The sequence below is a fragment of the Streptomyces sp. NPDC127097 genome (assembly GCF_042724075.1).
Taxonomy (GTDB): domain Bacteria; phylum Actinomycetota; class Actinomycetes; order Streptomycetales; family Streptomycetaceae; genus Streptomyces.
This window is the reverse complement of record NZ_JBHXFI010000028.1, coordinates 57,671-75,713: the sequence shown is the minus strand read 5'-3', so window position 1 is coordinate 75,713 and position 18,043 is coordinate 57,671. Positions and strand designations below refer to the sequence as shown.

Here is an 18,043-nt window from a genome sequence, read left to right as displayed (position 1 = left end):
CGCCGACCAAACACAAACAAACACAATGAAGCACAACTAAACAGCATCGTCAATGTCAGGCACAGCACCGGACACCACACGGATTCCCCAGGACATTCGCGACATATCGACAAGCTCAATCACGAATCAACAACTCAACCAAACAAAAGTATTCAGTTTCTGAAGGCCCGGGCGTAGCTTTCTGTGCACTCCGATCGCGCAGAGAAGCGAGTTCCCACCATGATCACCTTGGCCGAGGGGCTACGGCTCCCCACCAACGGGCTCGATTACACGATCCTGGCCCTCTACTTCGTCGTCGTCCTCGGCATCGGGTTCGCGGCCAAACGCAGCGTGAAGACGAGCCTGGACTTCTTCCTCTCCGGGCGGTCACTGCCCGCCTGGGTCACCGGTCTCGCGTTCGTCGCCGCCAACCTCGGCGCCACCGAGATCCTCGGTATGGCCGCCAACGGCGCGCAGTACGGGGCCTACACCGTCCACTGGTACTGGATCGGCGCCATCCCGGCGATGGTCTTCCTCGGCCTGGTGATGATGCCGTTCTACTACGGCTCGAAGGTCCGCTCGGTGCCGGAGTTCCTGCTGCACCGCTTCGGCCCCTCCTCGCACCTGCTCTCCTCGGTCATCTTCGCCGTCTCCTCCGTGCTGATCGCGGGCGTGAACCTGTACGCCATGGCGATCGTGCTCCAGGCGCTGCTCGGCTGGCCGCAATGGGTCGCGATCGTCGTCGCCGGCTTCTTCGTCCTCGCGTACATCACCATCGGCGGCCTGTCCTCGGCGATCTACAACGAGGTACTCCAGTTCTTCGTCATCCTGGCCGCGCTGATCCCGCTGACCGTCGTCGGCCTCAAGCGCGTCGGCGGCTGGGACGGCCTGACCGACTCGCTCTCCTCTTCACACGGGGACGCCTTCCTCACCGCCTGGAAGGGCACCGGCATCGGCGAGGCCAACCCGCTCGGCGCGAACTGGCTGACCATCGTGCTCGGCCTCGGCTTCGTGATGAGCTTCGGCTACTGGACCACCAACTTCGCCGAGGTGCAGCGCGCGCTGTCCGCGAAGAACCTCTCCGCCGCCAAGCGGACCCCGCTGATCGCCGCCTTCCCCAAGATCTTCATCCCGCTGGTGGTGGTCGTCCCCGGCCTGATCGCGCTGGTCATGGAGCCGACGCTGGGCAAGTCCAAGGACGGGCTCCAGTACAACGACGCGATCCCGGTGCTGATGCGCGACCTGCTCCCCAACGGTGTCCTGGGCATCGCGGTGACCGGTCTGCTGGCGGCCTTCATGGCTGGCATGGCCGCCAATGTCTCGTCCTTCAACACGGTCTTCACCAACGACATATGGGCGGCCTACCTGAAGAAGGGCCGCGACGACGCGCACTACCTGAAGACGGGCCGCGTGGTGACCGCGGTCGGCGTGCTGATCGGCATGGGCACCGCCTTCATCGCGTCATCCTTCAGCAACATCATGAACTACCTCCAGACCCTCTTCTCCTTCTTCAACGTCCCGCTGTTCGTCGTCTTCATCATCGGCATGTTCTGGAAGCGGACCAGCGCCGCGGCCGGCTTCTGGGGCCTGCTCTCCGGCACCGCGGCCGCGATGGTCAACTACTTCTGGCTCTACAAGCAGGGCATCATCGCGATCCCCTCCGACCAGGGCGCCAACTTCGTCTCCTCCATCGTCGCCTTCGTCGTCGGCGCGCTCGTGATGTTCGTGGTCACCCTGTTCACCGAGCCCAGGTCCGCCGAGTCGCTGGCCGGCCTGGTCTACGGCACGAGGTCCCCCGGCATGGCGGAGCTGCCGGCCGAGGGCGACGACGCCTGGTACCGCAGGCCCGCCCTGCTGGGCTGGGGCGCCGTCGTCCTCGCCGCCCTCTGCTACCTCCCGTTCTCCCTCTGACCTGCCTGAACCAGCGGAGTTGACGCACCCATGAGTGACTACCAGCACGAGGTCGAGGAACTGGAACGCGAGTCGGCGACCGCCGCGCGGCTCTTCGACGTACGGCGCATCATCGGCGGCCTGTTCACCGTCTACGGCGTGATCGTCACCATCGCCGGCCTGATGGCGAACGACGCGGACCTGAAGAAGGCCCAGAACATCAACATCAACCTCTGGACGGGCCTGGGCATGCTCGCCCTCGGCCTGTTCTTCCTGATCTGGCAGACGCTGCGTCCGGCGGTTCCGCCGACGGTGGGGGAAGGGGAGGCCAAGGCGGAGGGTGGGCCTGCGAAAGACTGAACGCGTCGTCACCCCGGCGGCGGCACCGGTGTGTCCGGTCCCGCCGCCGTGGCGCGCGCGGTCTGCCCGCCCGCCCGGTCCAGCAGTCCCGTACGCGCCGCGAGCGCGGCGGCCTCCAACCGGGAGCCCACCTCCAGCTTCATCAACACCCGCTGGACATGCGTCCGCGCCGTACTGGGCGCGATATCCATCCCGGCGGCGATGAGCCGGGTGTCCTCCCCGTCCGCGACCCGCATCAGCACCTCGACCTCACGCGGGGTGAGCAGCTCCAGCAGCCGCGCCCCCTCGTCGTCCGGCTGCGCCGCGGGGTGCAACAGCTCCTCGAAGGCTTGCTGCAACAACTGCGGCGACACCGCCGACTCCCCCGCCCGCGCCTTCATCATGGCGCGCTCCACACCCTCGATCCGCTCGTCATTGCGGACGTAACCGGAGGCCCCGGCGGCAAACGCGGCAGCGATCCCCCGCGGGCTGGGCACCGGCCCCAGCACCACCACCGCGACCTGCGGCCGCTCCTTCTTGATCCGTACGACCGGGTCGAAGGCCCCCGGCCGGGCCGGCGCGGCGGTGCCCAGCAGGCACACCTCGGGCGCCCGGCTCACCACCAACTCCGCGGCCCCCGCACTCGGCGCGGCGGCCGCCAGCACCCGGTGCCCGCGCAGTTTCAGCGCCGAGGCGAGCGCCTCCGCGAGCAGACGATGATCGTCGACCACCATGAGCCGCACGCCCATCGAGCAACCTCCCCCGCTCCGGCGGGCCCCGGCGCAGCCCCCGGCCGGGCCGCTTGTCCCCGGGAAGCTACACGCTCGGCTGCAAGAGCGCGCCCCCTACCCGGAAGAAGCCCCCCGGAATGCTGGAATCCCGGCCATTCGGGGCCGATTGGCGCGCTTGGGAGGGGGATGGGGCCGGGGCTCTCACGGACCGGGCTCTGCCGACGCGCGGGGCGCAGCAGGTGTAACGGCGTAACCCAGCGCCTCTCGCGCAGAGTTGAGGCGACCCACCCGGAGGCGCCACCCATGGCAAGAAGCCCCGGTCGCCACGTCGGGCGCGTCATCCGCAATTGCCGTTCTCCGAACTCCACCCCACTCCAAGCTGGTTGAATTTAAAAGAAACCAGTGTCCGGTTTTCCGGCGGAGCGTCATCGCCTGCATTGTCAGTGCCGTATGCGAAAGTGGGTTCGACAGTTGAGCTGAAGTCGGGGAGGGGGCCAGCCGTCATGTCATTGGCCGACGAAGTAGCGGCAGCACACGCAGGGGATCCGAATCCGGCCGCACTGGTGGGTGAGTTCCGCCGGACGCCGGTACTGGTACCGCTTATCAACGACTCCCTCATGTCGGCAGAGTTGTCCGGTATCCGCTGGTTGTACGCCTTCTCCGACGAACAGGAACTGGCTCGCTTCGCGGCATCCCGCGGCGCCGCCCCCGAGACCGAGCTGCCCTACGCCCGCGCGGTCGGCGCGCGTCTCCTGGACGTCGTCATCCCCGCCATCGAAGGGCCGGCGGGCGTGGTGCTGGACGCGGGAAGCGCGCAGGGGATGGTATTTCCGCCGGTCAGCGGCATCGTGCCGGACTCCGTGGCGATCGACCTCGCCGAGCCGGACCCCACCGCGAGCGTGCCCGGAGCGCCCGTGGCCGGGGGTGCGGCATGACATCCGCCGAGGGCTACGAGCTCGACCCGAATGCCCTCAAGCAGGTCACCAAGGGCATCGATGGCGCCATCGCGGAGCTGAAGGAGCTGGGCTTCGACATCAACGCCCAACTCGGCCAGGGATTCGACAAGCTGGCTCTTTCCGGCATGGAGAGCGGGCATGCCGGCGTGAGTTCCGTATTCGATGATTTCTGTGAACGCTGGGGCTGGGGCGTACGCCTGCTCATTCATGAGGCCAACGAATTCGCGCGCCGCCTTGATTTGACGGCCGGGCTCTATCACGAGCAGGAGCAGTACGTTTCGACGACGTTGAAGGTCGGGGCGAATGCGCTGCTGATGGGGGACCCGACGATGACAGAGGAACGGCTGAAGCAACGGACGTGGAAGCAGGTCCGCGACGACAACGCATTCACCCAGTTCGATGACGCGGACTGGGACCCCAATTCGACCAAGTCCCGCACGGCCTATCAGGAAGTCGACCAGGCGGCGCAGCAGACCGGCGAGGACTTCTCGACGTCCAAGTGGGCGGGCGACGCGGACCACAACTGGGCCCTGCGGCCACTGAAGATGACTCGTGACGCCCCGTCGCAGGCCAACGACCACGACGGGTCCTGAGACACCGTTGCACAGCCACCACTGCACATCCATCGCTGCACAGCACGACTCGGGGGTTAATCACTGATGGGCGTCGGCGACTTCATCAATTCCGCGGCAGAGAAGGTCGGCAACGCCGTCGACGGCGTCAAGGAGGCGGCCGGTGAGGCCGTCGACTCCGCCTCGGACATGACCGCGGACGCACTCGACTACGTCGGTGCGGACGGCGCGGCCAAGGCCGTCCGCTCGGCCGGTGACGACGTCGCCGATGCGCTGGGCGCGCAGGTCGACGAGCGGCAGCTGGGCGAGAGCGACGACCCCAAGGAGCTGATCCACGGGGACGTCGCGAAGATCAATGAATCAGCCGCCCATCTGAAGGACTTCTACGCGGCCTTCGAACGCGTCGGCCAGGGAATCCGCAAACTGGACGCCGGCTCGTGGAAGGGAAAGGCCGCCGACAGCTTCCACGAGAAATTCGACGTACACCCCAAGCAGTGGATGCGCACCGCGGATGCCTGCGAGGCGGCGTGGAAGGCCCTCGACTCCTACGCCGAGACGGTCTCCTGGGCCCAGAAAAAGGCCCAGTCGGCCATCGACGCATGGCACGCGGCCGAGAAGAAAACCATGAAGGCGTTCAAGGCGTACAGCCACGCGGTCGACACGTACAACACCAAGGCAGACGCGTACAACGCCGCGCTGGACGAGGGTTCCGACCCGGGACCCAAGCCCGACAAGCCCGGTGACTTCCACGACCCCGCCGAGCCGGATCGCGAGGCGGCGCAGGAAATCCTGAAGAACGCCCGCAGCCAGCGCAACGAGGCCGCGGAAAAGGCTCAACACGCCCTCAAAGGCGCCTTGGAACACGCCCCACAGGCACCGAAGTTCACCACTGAGGCGGCTCTGGACGTCGTTGACGGCGTCGCAGCCGGCGGCATGAACCTGATGCACGTCGTCGGCGGTGTGGGAAAGGCCCTGGTCGAAACGGTCAATCTGGCCCGCACGGTGAACCCGGCGGAACCGTACAACCTCGCCCACCCCCATCAGTACATGGCCAACGTCTCCAAGATCACACTCGGCCTCGCCAGTACCGCCGCCCATCCCGGGCGCCTGGCCAAGGGGATGCTCGGCGAGGGCTGGGGCAGCGACCCCGGGGATGCGCTTGGCGGCGTCATAGGCAACCTCATCGGCGCCAAGGGCGTCGGTGCCGTCGGCAAGGGCCTGGTGAAGGCGGGGGCGAAGGACGCGGCCAAGGGGGCCGCGCGGACAGCCGCCAAGGAGGGCGGCAAGCGCACCGTCATGGACCGCTTCCGTAAGCTCTGGTCCAGGAAATGCGCCAACGACCCCATCGACATGGCCACCGGCCGGATGGTCCTGCCGCAGACCGACGTCACCCTCCCCGGCAGCCTCCCCCTCTCCTTCACCCGCACCTTCGAGTCGTCCTACCGCCAAGGCCGCTGGTTCGGCCCGGCGTGGATGAGCACCGTCGACCAGCGTCTGGAGATTGACGCCGAGGGCGTCATCCTCATCGGCGACGAGGGCGACTTCCGCCTCTACCCGCACCCTGCCGTCGGCGTCCCCACCCTCCCCGCCGAGGGCGACGGCCACCCCCTGGAGCGCACACCGGACGGCGACTATCTCCTCACCGACCCGGTCACCGGCACCCGCCGCTACTTCACCACCTACACCGAAGACCTCGCCGTCCTCGACGAGATATCCGACCGGCGCGGCAACCACCACACCTTCGACTACACCGAAGACGGCACCCCCACCGCCATCGCCCACAGCGCCGGCTACCGCCTCCTGCTGACCACCGACGAAGGCCGCATCACGGCCCTCCACCTGGCGGGCGCGGCCCCCGACGGCTCCGACCAACTGCTGATGACGTACGGCTACGACGAAGCCGGCAACCTCATCACCACCACCAACTCCTCCGGCCTCCCGCTCCGCTTCACCTACGACGACCACGGCCGGATCACGTCCTGGACGGACACCAACAACAGCAGCTACACCTACGTTTACGACGACGATGACCGCTGCATCTCACAGGGCGGCATAGCGGGCCACCTCCGCGCCCAGTTCACCTGGGGCGACCCGGACCCCGTCACCGGCCTGCGCACCAACCTGCTCCACAACTCCCAAGGCCAGGTCACCCGCTACGAGGTCAACGATCGCCACCAGATCGTCGCGGAGACCGACCCCACCGGCGCCACCACCCGCACCGTCCGCGACGCCAAACACCGCGTCCTGTCGACCACCGACCCGCTGGGCCGCACCACCCACATCGACTACGACGACGAGGGCCGCCCGGTAAGCGTCGTCCTCCCCGACGGCAGCCGCTCGACCACCACCTACGACGACCTCGGCAACCCACTGGCCGTCACCGGCCCGGACGGCACCACCTGGACCCACACCTACGACGCCCACGGCACCCGCACCTCCACCACGGACCCCGCGGGCGCCACCACCACCTACACCCATGACGAGCGCGGCCATCTCAGCGCCGTCACCGACGCCTTGGGCAACACCACCCGCCTCTACTGCGACAAGGCGGGCCTGCCGATCTCGGTCACCGACCCGCTCGGCGCGGTGACCCACTACCGCCGCGATGCCTTCGGCCGCACCACCTCGGTCACGGACCCGCTCGGCGAGACGACGCACATGGTGTGGACCGTCGAAGGCAAGCTGGCAGCCCGCATCGACGCCACCGGCGCCACCGAGGAGTGGACCTACGACGGCGAGGGCAACCGCCTCACCCACACCGACGCCATCGGCCAGACCACCCGCTTCGAATACACCCACTTCGACCTGCTGACGGCCCGCACCGACCCCGACGGCGTCCGCCACGAGTTCACCCACGACACCGAACTCCGCCTCACCCAGGTCACCAACCCCCAGGGCCTGACCTGGAACTACACCTACGACGGCGCCGGCCGCCTGATATCGGAGACCGACTTCGACGACCGGATCCTCGCCTACACCCACGACGCCGCCGGCCAACTGACCACCCGCACCAACGCTCTCGGCGAGATCACCACCTACACCCGCGACACCCTCGGCCGCATTACGGAGAAGAACGCCGCGGGCCTGGTCACCACCTACGAACACGACACCGGCGGCAGCCTTCGGCAGGCAACCAACCCCGACGCCACCGTCACCTACACCCGCGACACCCTCGGCCGCGTCACCGCCGAAACAGTCAACGGCCGCACCATGACGTTCACTTACGACGCCCTGGGCCGCCGTACCTCCCGCACCACCCCCACCGGCCACACCACCACCTACACCTACGACGCCGCCGGCAACCGCACTGCCATGGACATCGCCGGCCACGTCCTCACCTTCGACCACGACGCCGCCGGCCAAGAACTCACCCGCACCATCGGCGACCATCTCCAGCTCGCCCACACCTGGGACCCCACCGGCCGCCTCACCAGCCAGTCACTCACCACAGCAGCGTCCGGCACCCTCCAGTCCCCCACCGGCGCGGACCGCCCACAGAACCCTGCCGCCGCCGCAGCACAACGAGTCCTCCACCGCGGCTACACCTACCGCCCCGACGGCAACCTCACCGCGATCGACGACTCCCACACCGGCCGCCGCACCTTCGACCTCGACCGCGCCGGCCGCGTCACCGCCGTCCACGCCACCGACTGGACCGAGACCTACGCCTACGACGAAGCCGGCAACCAAACCCACGCCGACTGGCCGGACCGGCACGCCAGCCCGTCAGCTCGGGGCGAGCGCGCTTACACGGGCACCAACATCACCCGCGCCGGCCGCATCCGCTACGAACACGACGGGCTTGGGCGCGTCACCCTCCGCCAGAAAGCCCGCCTTTCCCGTAAGCCCGACACCTGGCACTACGCCTGGAACACCGAAGACCGCCTCACGTCGGTAGTCACACCCGACGGCATCACCTGGCGCTACCTCTACGACCCCTTCGCCCGCCGCATAGCCAAACAACGCCTCGGCGCAGACGGCCAATCAGTCACCGAGCAAATCAACTTCTCATGGGATGACTCAACCCTTACCGAACAAACCGCCAGTTCGGCAGGTGCGTCGAAAGAAATTACCCTCACCTGGAATCATCAAGGTCTGACACCTCTCACCCAAACGGAGCGAAAGACCGCAGAATCGGCCCTTTTGAGCACTTCGCAAGAATTCATTGATCAGCGTTTCTTCGCTATCGTCACCGACTCTGCCGGGAGACCAGTAGAGCTAATTTCTGAATCTGGCGGAATTGCCTGGCAGGCGAGTGCCGCGCTTTGGGGCGCCACGGCCTGGAAGAATGATGCCGTCGCCTACACGCCGCTGCGGTTCCCAGGTCAGTACTTCGATACCGAGGTGGCACTCCACTACAATTTCTTCCGCTATTATGATCCGGAGACGGGAAGGTATTTGTCTTCGGATCCACTAGGGCTCGCCCCCACCCCCAATCCATCCACCTACGTGTCAAACCCACATTCGGCCGTGGATCCCTTGGGCCTCAGTCCCTGCAATCATGTCGCGGTAGACACTAACGCTGTGACTGATGCGTTGTCAGGCGCAAAGGTCGCGGAGGTAGACGCGGCGCTGGCGGGGCGTAGGCCCGTATTGTCGCCAACGGCGCATCGTGAGCTACTCGAAGGCGGGCACACCCCGGAAGCTATCTCCGACTGGCTCACCTCACGCAGTGGCCGCATGGGGCCAGAATCTACACCTGAAGGTGTAGCTTCAATCCAGGACGCCCTTAAGAGGATGTGGAAGGGGAAATCCTTTAGGCCCATGATTGCCGATGACGACGCCTCGGTCCTGCACTCTGCAGCACAAGAGGGACTTTCGATAATCACCAACGATAAGAGATTCTATAAAAACGCAGAAAGGCTAGGCTATACAACCGAGCGATATTAGGGCATCCAAACTTCACAAGATTCAACTTTAAGGTGCGGGTAATAAATGGAAAATCAGCACATTGACGAGGATGAGCTGGGAGAGATCGAAGAGTTGTGTTCGGCGGCTACGCCGGGACCTTGGTTCGTCAGGGTTCTGGACGACGAGTCCGCGATGAATCTAATTGCCGTTAGCACGGTGCCCGATACTGGGCATAGTGAGAGATGGCCCGGATTCAACCACGGAGAAATCGTGGCGGCTACACTGGTTCAGCACCCACGCTACGTCGATAGCGCCGATGAGTGCTGGGATGAAAATGCCGCCTTTATTGCAATGGCAAGGGATGCCCTACCTCGACTGGTAGCCGAAGTGCGACGCCTTCGAGATGTCGTTGAAAGGGAAAAATAGGAGCGCCCCGGGCCGGGTCTCACCGACGTTGCGGTACCCATCACGGCTCCTCTCCTGAACCGCGGCCTGCAGGGTGGGAGGCGGGGCGGCGGCGTCGATGCCTGCTGGTGGGCTCCAGGGGGCTGCGTGTGATCGCAGTGGCTTACGCCAGGGGCCAAGGTGCGCGCAACAGTTGCTGCCTGCTGCCTCGCCGTCGCGGTAATGCAGCCAGTCACCTGCTCAAGGCTGTCCCGTAAGCCGAGCATAGGGTGGCAGCCTGGAAGCCTTGACCACCTTGAATATGAGGAAAGCGGGATCGGCGTCGTTCTCAACGCGAAGGCTCAGGATGACCGTCAGTCGTAGGGCGTCATCTATGCGCTGTTGGGGAGCGGGGCATCGGGATGAAATCAGCGTGTTCAAGAAGCCCTTCTCGGGCGTTCAGTCGCGCCTCGGAAAAGAAAGATGTTGATGACTACTCCGCAACAGCCGCCAGGTGGGTTCGGGCAGGTGCCGGGTTACGGTGCTCCGCAAGGGATGCCACAGCCCGGACAGCCCGACGCGTATCCGCCGGGGGCCGCTCCTGGCGGGTCGGGGCCGTACGGACAGCAACCGCACCCCGGCGGACCGGCGCCCTACGGCCAGCCGAGCCCCTACGGAATGCCGCCGCAAGCCCCCCAGTTCGGGTACGGGGGCGGGCCAGGCATGCCGCCTCCTATACCGCCGAAGCGGAAGGCGGCGAAGGTCTGGGGGATCATCGGCGCCGTGGCCGGAATGGTGGTGGTCGGGTCGGTGGTGTCGGCCATGGGGCTCCGTGGTGGAGGGAGTTCGTCGGGCGGGTCCGACGGTGGGCCGAGGTACCGGATCACAGTGTCGCAGACGCTGGTGGGCGGGGAGTACAAGCTCGCCAAGGACATATCCCAGCAGGCCAGCGATGCGGTGCCGTCTGACGGAGCGGGTGCGCACAACCTCAAGGCAGTGGGCGGCCAGTATTCGGCGGGGACCAAGTCACTGGTGATGCTGGGGCTCTACGGCGTCATCGACGATCCCGAGACGGCCGTCGACCACACAGTCCGCGGCATGTCGCGTGACGGTAGGACGGAAGTTGCCGTCGCGGACAAGGAGTTCACGCCCAGCGGGGGCGGAGATCCGCTCACCTGTGGTGTGAATGTGAAGACGGATATGGGGCAGAAGGTGACAGTGCCGTTCTGCGTCTGGGCCGATTCCAGTACGAGCGGGAATGTCGTCGAAACCGATGCCTCGGCGCTGTCGAAGGATCCGCGTTCCGTCGACCTTCAGGAATTCGCCGATAAGGCGGGCAAGATTCGCGGTGAGGTCAGGAAGCCACTGTGATTCCGCATGATTCGCCGTGATTCGCTGTAGTCAGCGGTAATCGCGCCTCGCCGCTGCGCGCGGAGCAACTCCTGGAGCGGAGCTGAGCGCCGTACGGCCACCACGTCGATGTGCCGCGGTGACCGTACGGGACCGGCATCGCTCCAGAGGTCAGTAGCGCCCCGCCCGTCTCCGAGCGTCCGCCCCTACGCCCCCGACTCCCTACGCCTCCTCAGCCAACTCCAGCCACCGCATTTCCAACTCATCCTTCTCCGCGCTGAGTTCGCGGAGTTGGGCGTCGAGGCCGGCGACCTTTTCGAAGTCGGTGGCGTTTTCGGCGATTTGGGTGTGGAGGGTGGCTTCCTTGGTGCTGATTTTGTCCAGTTGGCGTTCGATCTTCTGGAGTTCCTTCTGGGCGGCGCGGTTGACGGCGGCGGCCTTTTTGGGGGCCGTTGCGGTCTGCTGCGCGGGGGCCGGGGTGGCGGCGTCGATGACCTGCTGGCGGCGTTCGAGGTACTCGTCCAGGCCGCGCGGGAGCATCCGGAGGGTGGCGTCGCCGAGGAGGGCGTGGACGCGGTCGGTGGTGCGCTCGATGAAGTAGCGGTCGTGGCTGATGACGATGAGGGAGCCGGGCCAGCCGTCGAGGAGGTCTTCCAGCTGGGTCAGGGTCTCGATGTCGAGGTCGTTGGTGGGCTCGTCGAGGAAGAGGACGTTGGGCTCGTCCATCAGGAGGCGGAGGATCTGGAGGCGGCGGCGTTCACCGCCGGAGAGGTCGCCGACCGGGGTCCACTGCTTCTCCTTGGTGAAGCCGAACTTCTCGCAGAGCTGGCCGGCGGTCATCTCGCGGCCCTTGCCCAGGTCGACGCGCTCGCGCACCTGCTGGACGGCCTCCAGCACCCGCAGTGTCGGGGGGAGTTCGCCGACTTCCTGGGAGAGGTAGGCCAGTTTGACGGTCTTGCCGACGGTGATCCGGCCGGCCACCGGCTGCGTCTCGCCCTGGGTGCGGGCCGCCTCGGCCAGCGCGCGCAGCAGTGAGGTCTTGCCGGCGCCGTTGACGCCTACCAGGCCGATCCGGTCGCCGGGGCCGAGCTGCCAGGTCAGGTGCTTGAGGAGGACCTTCGGCCCGGCCTGGACGCTGACGTTCTCCAGCTCGAAGACGGTCTTGCCGAGGCGGGAGCTGGCGAACTTCATCAGCTCGGCGTTGTCGCGGGGCGGCGGGACGTCGGCGATCAGCTCATTCGCCGCCTCGATGCGGAAGCGCGGCTTGCTCGTACGGGCCGGGGCGCCGCGCCGCAGCCACGCCAGCTCCTTGCGCATCAGGTTCTGCCGCTTGACCTCCTCGGTGGCGGCGATCCGCTCCCGTTCGGCCCGCGCGAAGACGTAGTCGCTGTAGCCGCCCTCGTACTCGTGGACGTCGCCGCGCTGGACGTCCCACATCCGCGTACAGACCTGGTCGAGGAACCAGCGGTCGTGGGTGACGACCACGAGGGCGGAGCGGCGGGCCCGGAGGTGGCGGGCCAGCCAGGAGATGCCCTCGACGTCGAGGTGGTTGGTGGGCTCGTCGAGGACGATCAGGTCCTGTTCGGCGATGAGGAGCTTGGCGAGGGCGATGCGGCGGCGCTCGCCGCCGGAGAGCGGGCCGATGACGGTGTCCAGGCCGTGGGTGAAGCCCGGCAGGTGCAGATCGCCGAAGAGGCCGGTGAGCACGTCGCGGATCTTGGCGTTGCCGGCCCACTCGTGGTCGGCGAGATCGCCGATGACCTCGTGCCGGATGGTGGCGGCCGGGTCGAGGGAGTCGTGCTGGGTGAGGACGCCGAGGCGCAGGCCGCCGCTGTGGGTGACCCGGCCGTCGTCCGCGCTCTCCAGCTTGGCGAGGATCCGGATCAGGGTGGTCTTGCCGTCCCCATTGCGCCCGACGACGCCGATCCGGTCCCCCTCGTTGACGCCGAGCGAGACACCGTCGAGCAGGGCACGGGTCCCGTACACCTTGCCGACGGCTTCCAGATTGACGAGGTTGACGGCCATCTCACTCCTGCACTCAGACCTGCGCTTCCGACCTGCACGTCAGATCGATCGACCCACCCAGCCTAGTCGTCGTGCGGAGGAGGGCCGCCGGGAGACAAATACCTGTGGATAAGTGCGGGGAGGTGAGTACCGGGAGATGAGTAGCCGTACTGATGGCAGGGGCTGTGGCCGGACCTAGCGTGGGCGCATGATCAACGACCAGGCACCGGGCGTCCCTTCCGTGCGCGACGCGGCACCGTCGGTGACGGGTTCCGCCGTGGGCCGCATCGTCATCGGGCTGCTGGTGCTCGCGTTCGCCGGGGTGACCGGGCTGTTCGCGCCGCTGCTGGTGATGGCGAGCGACAGTTGTTCCGAGGACGACGCCCGCATGATCTGCTCCGCGGGCACCCAGCAGATCGTCGGCGGCCTGCCGGTCGGCGCCGCCTTCGTGGCCGCCGTGCTGGCGGTGGTGGGCATGGGCAACAGGAGCGCGGTGGGCTGGAGCTGCCTCCTGGCGGCGCCGTTTCTGCTGGTCGTGTCGTGGGTGGTGGCGCTGGGTCTCGCGGGCAGCTGAGACACCCCGCTCCCGTTGTAACGTGCCGTCATGGCACCGGACATGGGCATGACGGGCGGGACTGGCGGGACCAGCAGGGCTGGCGGGGCTGGCGGAGCTGGCGGAGCTGGCGGGGCAGTGGAGATGGAGACTGAGGCGGTACGCGGGCTGGTCTATGGGCCGAGCGGCAAGCGGCTGGATGTCTACCGTCCGGTGGGGGTGGGCGGGGCGGCGGGAGTGGCCGGGGCGGCCCGGCCGGCCAGGGATGCCGAGCCCGCCGGGGACGCCCGGCCAGCCAGGGATGCCGGGCCGGCTGGGAACGCCCAGCCCTCCGAAGACGCCCGGCCTTCCGGGGACGCCCGGCTCTCCCCGGCGCCCGGACCGGCGCCCACCGTGCTGCTCTGGCACGGCATCGGCCCCGACGAGCGGGACGTGCTGGAACCGCTGGCGCGGGCGACGGCGGCCCTCGGTGCGCTGGTGCTCGTACCGGACTGGCGCTCGGACGCCCCGGACGGCGGCCGGTCGCAGCTGCTGGAGTCCGTCGCGTTCCTGCGCAAGGAGGCGGGCGGGCTGGGCGGCGACGAGGCGTCGTGCGTGCTGGCCGGGTGGTCGGCGGGGGCCGGGGCCGCGCTGGGCGTCGCGCTGCGGCCCGAGAGCGTGGCGGAGTGGCGTCCGGGGGCTGTGGTGGGCATCGCGGGCCGCTACGACCTGCCGGCGCGCACCACCGGCACCGCCCCGCTGGACGATCTCGCGGCGGGCCGGGACCCGGGTGTACCGGTCCATCTGCTGCACGGCACCCGCGACACCGTCGTGGACGCCCAGTGCTCCCGCGCCCTCACCGAGGCGCTACGGGCCGCGGGCCGCACGGTGACCCTCCAGGAGCCGGACACCGACCACGCGGGCGTGATCATGACCGCGTACGACCCGGCGGCGGACCGCTGCGTCCCGACGACGGCCGAGCAGGCGGTACGGGCGGGGCGGCTCGCCGCCGAGGCGCTGGCGGGGGCCGGCGGGGGTGGGGGCGTGGCGTAGCGCCCTCGCTGCTGTCTGGGCGATGGCCGGCCCCACTGGACCGCCTCCACCGGACGACTAAGTGGCGCACCTGCTCGTACACCGCCCCGACGGCCTCGCTCCCACTGCGAAGTGTCGGTCCGCCACTGCGGGGGTGTCGGCCCACGGAGTGACGTAACCGGCCTTCGGCTCCCCGGGGAAGTGCTGATGCGCGCGGGTCCATCACGGCCCCGTCAGCGCCCAGGAGTCGGCCGGGTCGTCCAGCCACACCCGTTCGCCCTCGGCCGTCACGATCAGGCCGAACCGGGTGTGATCGGGCCTCCCCCGGTCTACCCACCAGCGGAAGGCGTCCGCCACCTCGTCCCAGAGTCTGCGGGGGCCGGACTGCCAGACGCGGGCGGTGTCCCCGTCCCGGAACAGGACGCACGCCCAGGACGCGTCGCCCAGCCCGTAGAACCACACCGGGCGCGCGCCGTCACGTTTGTCCGCCACGACGTGCAGGCACCGGGGTACGCGCAGGCCCAGGGCGAACCGCTCGGGGCCGAACCGGTCCCCGGCGAACTCCGCCTCGGTGAGCGTCGTGGACGACTCCTCGCCGTCCGCGACGCTGCCCGTCACATACGCGGAGTGCTCCACGGCGGCCGGGCGTTGGGAGCGGAGCTTCATGAACTCCACGGGGCCGGTGAAGGGTCCGGTGGCGCTCTTCCCGTCCGGTGCGACCACCAGGCGGGCCACCGCGTCGCTGTGGCTGTAGTGCGTCCCCCACGGGGCCACGACGAGGCCGCCGGGACGGCACTGCTCCACCCACGCGAACGGAACGGACCGGACGCCACACGTCGCCATGATGCGGTCGTACGGAGCACCTTCCCGGTGGCCCCGGCTCCCGTCGCCGTGGAGGACGCGGACGGAGTTCCCGAACCGCGCGGCCGTGGCGCGGGCGGCGGCGGCCAGCGCGCCGTCGATCTCCATGGTGGTGACGTTCCCCGGCCCGGCGCGGTGCGCCATGAGGAGCGCGTTCCACAGCGTCGCGGTGCCGATCTCCAGGACCGTGTGCCCGGGGTGGAGGTCCATGTCCTGGAGCATCCGGAAGACGACCGAGGGCATCGACGCGGAGCTGGTGGGCGCCTCGCCGGGCTCGGTGCCGGGGTGCTGGCCGTCATCCCATTGGGTGACCACGGGAACGTCCGCGTCCGCGTATTCCTGCCACGCGTCCGGGCTCTCCGTACGGGACACCGGCACGCTGCGCCCGGCCGCCACGTCGAACGGCCAGATGAGATCGGGCAGTACGGCGGAACGGGGTACGGCCGTGTAGGCGGAGACCCAGTCCGGGGAGAGGGCGCCCGCCGCCATGAGGGCATGCCCCAGTTCGTGGAGAACGGGGCGCTCGTTGCCTGTTACACCGGCCACGGTCAGGCGGCCTTGGGCGGGTTGGGGACGCCGGGGCCGCCGTCCGGGGTCGGCGCCGGGTGCGGGCCGGGGTAAGGCTGACCGGGCAGCTTGTCGCCGCCTCCGTTTCCCTCGTTGCCGTAGTTGCCGTCGTTGCCGTCGTTGCCGTGGTTCTGGAGAAGCATGTGCATCTTTTCTCTTCCTCCTGGTGCCTTGGTGAGTGGTGGCCTCGTGAGTGGCGGATTGTGACTGGCGGACTTGTGAGTGGCGCCTTCGTGGACGGTGGCTTTGGGAGTGGCGCCTTCGTACGTGTCGGTCAGCGGCGGCCGCCCCCACCGGACGACCAGGTGTTGAGCCTCCGTACGGCCTCCTCCAGCTCCCGACGCCGGGCCTCCTGATCTCCGGGATGCTCCGCCTCCTCCGGCAACCAGGCCGTGGGCGAGAGGGCGCCGGTACTACGGTGCGCCCGGTGGTCGCCACGGCCCGGGAGTAACCAACTCAGCAGTCCGCCGAAGGCGCTTCGTACGAGGCCCGCCCCACCCTTCAACGAGCTGCCGCCTTGCGGAGAACCTCGGCGAGGCGGCGGGCGGTGGCCGCGTTGCAGTTACCGAGCGCGACCAGCGAGACGCTGTAGACGCCCGCGAAGCCGGGCAGGTCGACGCCGAGCGACGGCAGCGTGATGCCGTGGTCCTTGAGCGCGGTACGCAGCTCTTCGGCGCTGTCGTGTACGTCGTCAGGGAGGGAGCGATCGAGGGGCATGGGCCCCGCCTTTCTGTACGCATAGCAACGAACCGCTTACAGAGTGACGTGACGCGGCGTAGCGTGAAAGGGGGTTGGGCTCCCGGCCGTGGTCCGGGGAATGCGGTGCGATGCGGTGGAATGCGGTAGCCGCCGGGGCTCATCCGCAACGACTGTGAATCAGCTACACGTACGGCGGTGAACCGTGGCACGACGCAAGGAAATCGACGGGTCGGCGGGAGTTCCGACCTTCTACGGCAAAGAGCTGCGCTGGAAGAGAGAGGCGGCAGGGCTCACGCTCCAGCAGTTGACAGAGGGGAGTTTCTACGGACTGAGCCACCTCAGCGAGATCGAGCGTGGCCAGCGCCGGATGCCCCAGGACCTGGCCGAGCATGTGGACCGGGTTCTGAAGACGGACGGCTTCTTCGCCCGCTGCTGCGAGGACGTGCGGAAGGCGAAGACCAGAGGGCACGCCGACTACTACGCCGACGTCGTCGAATTGGAGGAGCGAGCCCGGGACGTCGAGGAATGGATGCCCGATTTGCTCCCCGGCCCGCTGCAACTGGAGCCGTACATCCGAGCCGTCGTCCACGCAACGCACCCAACCGAGTCCGAGGAACAGGTGTCGACGAAGGTATCCGCGCGGCGGGAACGAGCGTGGCTCTTCGAGGATGCCAAGAGCCCTGAAACCTGGGTTGTTCTGAGCGAGTTGGTTCTACTGCGCCCGATCCTTGACCCGGAAGGCATGGCCGAACAGCTGGCCCACGTCGTCGAAGTTGCACGACACCGCCGATTCATTCCACAGATTCTTCCGTGGAATGTCACAGGCCACCCGTTCACGATGGGCACGACCAGGCTCCTGACCTTCGCCGATGCCCCGCCCCTCATGTACACCGAGGGCATGTACAGCGGTCAGCTCATCGATGATCCGAGCTGCATCAGGCAGTATGCAAAGGCATACGATCGACTCAGGGCCGCCGCTCTGCCACCTGATGTGTCTCTGAAAGCGATCGAGAAAGCAGCAGAGGACTACCGGAATGGCAAGCAGTCTCGTGGACTTGAGCAAGGCTCATTGGGTCAAAAGTAGCCGCAGCAACGGGGACGGGGGCTACTGCGTAGAGGTCGCCGACGACTTCCCCGGCATCATTCCCGTCCGCGACTCCAAGGACCCGCACGGACCGGCGATCATCTTCCCGGCCGCCGCCTGGTCGTCCTTCGTTACCGCCGTCAAGGACACTGCCCTGCCGGGTACTTGAGCTTCCCGGCCGACCAAAAGCGGCGGAGCCGCGGGAATACCGC

Annotated in this window: 17 protein-coding genes; 11 read left to right on the top strand and 6 right to left on the bottom strand. The window is 67.9% G+C overall.

Annotation, left to right across the window (positions count from 1 at the left end; all coding sequences use genetic code 11):
• Positions 1–219 precede the first annotated feature (219 nt).
• Entirely contained in the window at positions 220–1,890 is a 1,671-nt protein-coding gene (locus ACFWJW_RS21800; protein WP_387243744.1) for a sodium:solute symporter family protein, read from the top strand.
• A gap of 30 nt (positions 1,891–1,920) precedes the next feature.
• Positions 1,921–2,229, top strand: a complete 309-nt coding sequence (locus ACFWJW_RS21795; protein WP_387243741.1) for a hypothetical protein — start codon at positions 1,921–1,923, stop codon at positions 2,227–2,229.
• Positions 2,230–2,237: 8 nt separating this feature from the next.
• Here the strand turns inward: ACFWJW_RS21795 and ACFWJW_RS21790 are convergent, their stop codons facing one another.
• Positions 2,238–2,957, bottom strand: coding sequence for a response regulator transcription factor (locus ACFWJW_RS21790; RefSeq protein ID WP_387243738.1), 720 nt, complete (start codon positions 2,955–2,957; stop codon positions 2,238–2,240).
• Positions 2,958–3,442: 485 nt separating this feature from the next.
• Between ACFWJW_RS21790 and ACFWJW_RS21785 the strand changes: the two genes are divergently transcribed.
• The 4 genes from ACFWJW_RS21785 to ACFWJW_RS21770 all read left to right on the top strand — a co-directional run bounded on the left by ACFWJW_RS21785 (position 3,443) and on the right by ACFWJW_RS21770 (position 9,744).
• Positions 3,443–3,874 (top strand): SseB family protein, encoded by a 432-nt coding sequence (locus tag ACFWJW_RS21785; RefSeq protein WP_387243735.1) that lies wholly within the window; start codon positions 3,443–3,445, stop codon positions 3,872–3,874.
• Complete coding sequence (locus tag ACFWJW_RS21780; protein ID WP_387243732.1) at positions 3,871–4,488, top strand: hypothetical protein; 618 nt, start codon at positions 3,871–3,873, stop codon at positions 4,486–4,488. The genes ACFWJW_RS21785 and ACFWJW_RS21780 overlap by 4 nt, the downstream gene beginning before the upstream one ends.
• A 66-nt stretch (positions 4,489–4,554) precedes the next feature.
• Positions 4,555–9,357, top strand: a complete 4,803-nt coding sequence (locus tag ACFWJW_RS21775) for a putative T7SS-secreted protein (protein ID WP_387243729.1) — start codon at positions 4,555–4,557, stop codon at positions 9,355–9,357.
• A gap of 45 nt (positions 9,358–9,402) precedes the next feature.
• Entirely contained in the window at positions 9,403–9,744 is a 342-nt protein-coding gene (locus tag ACFWJW_RS21770) for a hypothetical protein (protein ID WP_387243726.1), read from the top strand.
• 629 nt (positions 9,745–10,373) lie between these two features.
• Here the strand turns inward: ACFWJW_RS21770 and ACFWJW_RS21765 are convergent.
• Positions 10,374–10,526, bottom strand: coding sequence for a hypothetical protein (locus ACFWJW_RS21765; RefSeq protein WP_387243723.1), 153 nt, complete (start codon positions 10,524–10,526; stop codon positions 10,374–10,376).
• Between the two features lie 64 nt (positions 10,527–10,590).
• Here ACFWJW_RS21765 and ACFWJW_RS21760 point away from each other — a divergent pair, with 64 nt between their 5' ends.
• The gene (locus ACFWJW_RS21760; RefSeq protein ID WP_387243720.1) at positions 10,591–11,073 is read left to right on the top strand and encodes a hypothetical protein; all 483 of its coding nucleotides are present in this window, start codon (positions 10,591–10,593) and stop codon (positions 11,071–11,073) included.
• A gap of 201 nt (positions 11,074–11,274) precedes the next feature.
• On the opposite strand, the gene ACFWJW_RS21755 is transcribed toward ACFWJW_RS21760, so the two are convergent.
• On the bottom strand, positions 11,275–13,077 hold the full coding sequence (locus tag ACFWJW_RS21755; RefSeq protein WP_387243717.1) for an ABC-F family ATP-binding cassette domain-containing protein: 1,803 nt from the start codon (positions 13,075–13,077) through the stop codon (positions 11,275–11,277).
• 187 nt (positions 13,078–13,264) lie between these two features.
• Between ACFWJW_RS21755 and ACFWJW_RS21750 the strand changes: the two genes are divergently transcribed.
• The gene (locus ACFWJW_RS21750; protein WP_387243714.1) at positions 13,265–13,630 is read left to right on the top strand and encodes a hypothetical protein; all 366 of its coding nucleotides are present in this window, start codon (positions 13,265–13,267) and stop codon (positions 13,628–13,630) included.
• A 123-nt stretch (positions 13,631–13,753) separates the two neighbouring features.
• Positions 13,754–14,641, top strand: coding sequence for an alpha/beta hydrolase (locus tag ACFWJW_RS21745; protein ID WP_387243826.1), 888 nt, complete (start codon positions 13,754–13,756; stop codon positions 14,639–14,641).
• Between the two features lie 201 nt (positions 14,642–14,842).
• Here the strand turns inward: ACFWJW_RS21745 and ACFWJW_RS21740 are convergent, their stop codons facing one another.
• The 3 genes from ACFWJW_RS21740 to ACFWJW_RS21730 form a co-directional block, all read right to left on the bottom strand.
• Complete coding sequence (locus ACFWJW_RS21740) at positions 14,843–15,970, bottom strand: protein-L-isoaspartate(D-aspartate) O-methyltransferase (protein ID WP_387243823.1); 1,128 nt, start codon at positions 15,968–15,970, stop codon at positions 14,843–14,845.
• A gap of 59 nt (positions 15,971–16,029) precedes the next feature.
• On the bottom strand, positions 16,030–16,197 hold the full coding sequence (locus ACFWJW_RS21735) for a hypothetical protein (RefSeq protein WP_387243711.1): 168 nt from the start codon (positions 16,195–16,197) through the stop codon (positions 16,030–16,032).
• 352 nt (positions 16,198–16,549) lie between these two features.
• Positions 16,550–16,765, bottom strand: coding sequence for a hypothetical protein (locus tag ACFWJW_RS21730; protein WP_387243708.1), 216 nt, complete (start codon positions 16,763–16,765; stop codon positions 16,550–16,552).
• A gap of 184 nt (positions 16,766–16,949) precedes the next feature.
• On the opposite strand from ACFWJW_RS21730, the gene ACFWJW_RS21725 reads away from it, so the two are divergent.
• Together ACFWJW_RS21725 and ACFWJW_RS21720 are read left to right on the top strand one after the other, a co-directional pair.
• Positions 16,950–17,831 (top strand): Scr1 family TA system antitoxin-like transcriptional regulator, encoded by an 882-nt coding sequence (locus tag ACFWJW_RS21725; RefSeq protein ID WP_387243705.1) that lies wholly within the window; start codon positions 16,950–16,952, stop codon positions 17,829–17,831.
• Positions 17,782–18,000: a DUF397 domain-containing protein gene (locus tag ACFWJW_RS21720; protein ID WP_387243702.1), complete on the top strand. Its 219-nt coding sequence runs from the start codon at positions 17,782–17,784 to the stop codon at positions 17,998–18,000. The genes ACFWJW_RS21725 and ACFWJW_RS21720 overlap by 50 nt, the downstream gene beginning before the upstream one ends.
• The last annotated feature ends 43 nt before the right edge of the window (positions 18,001–18,043 follow it).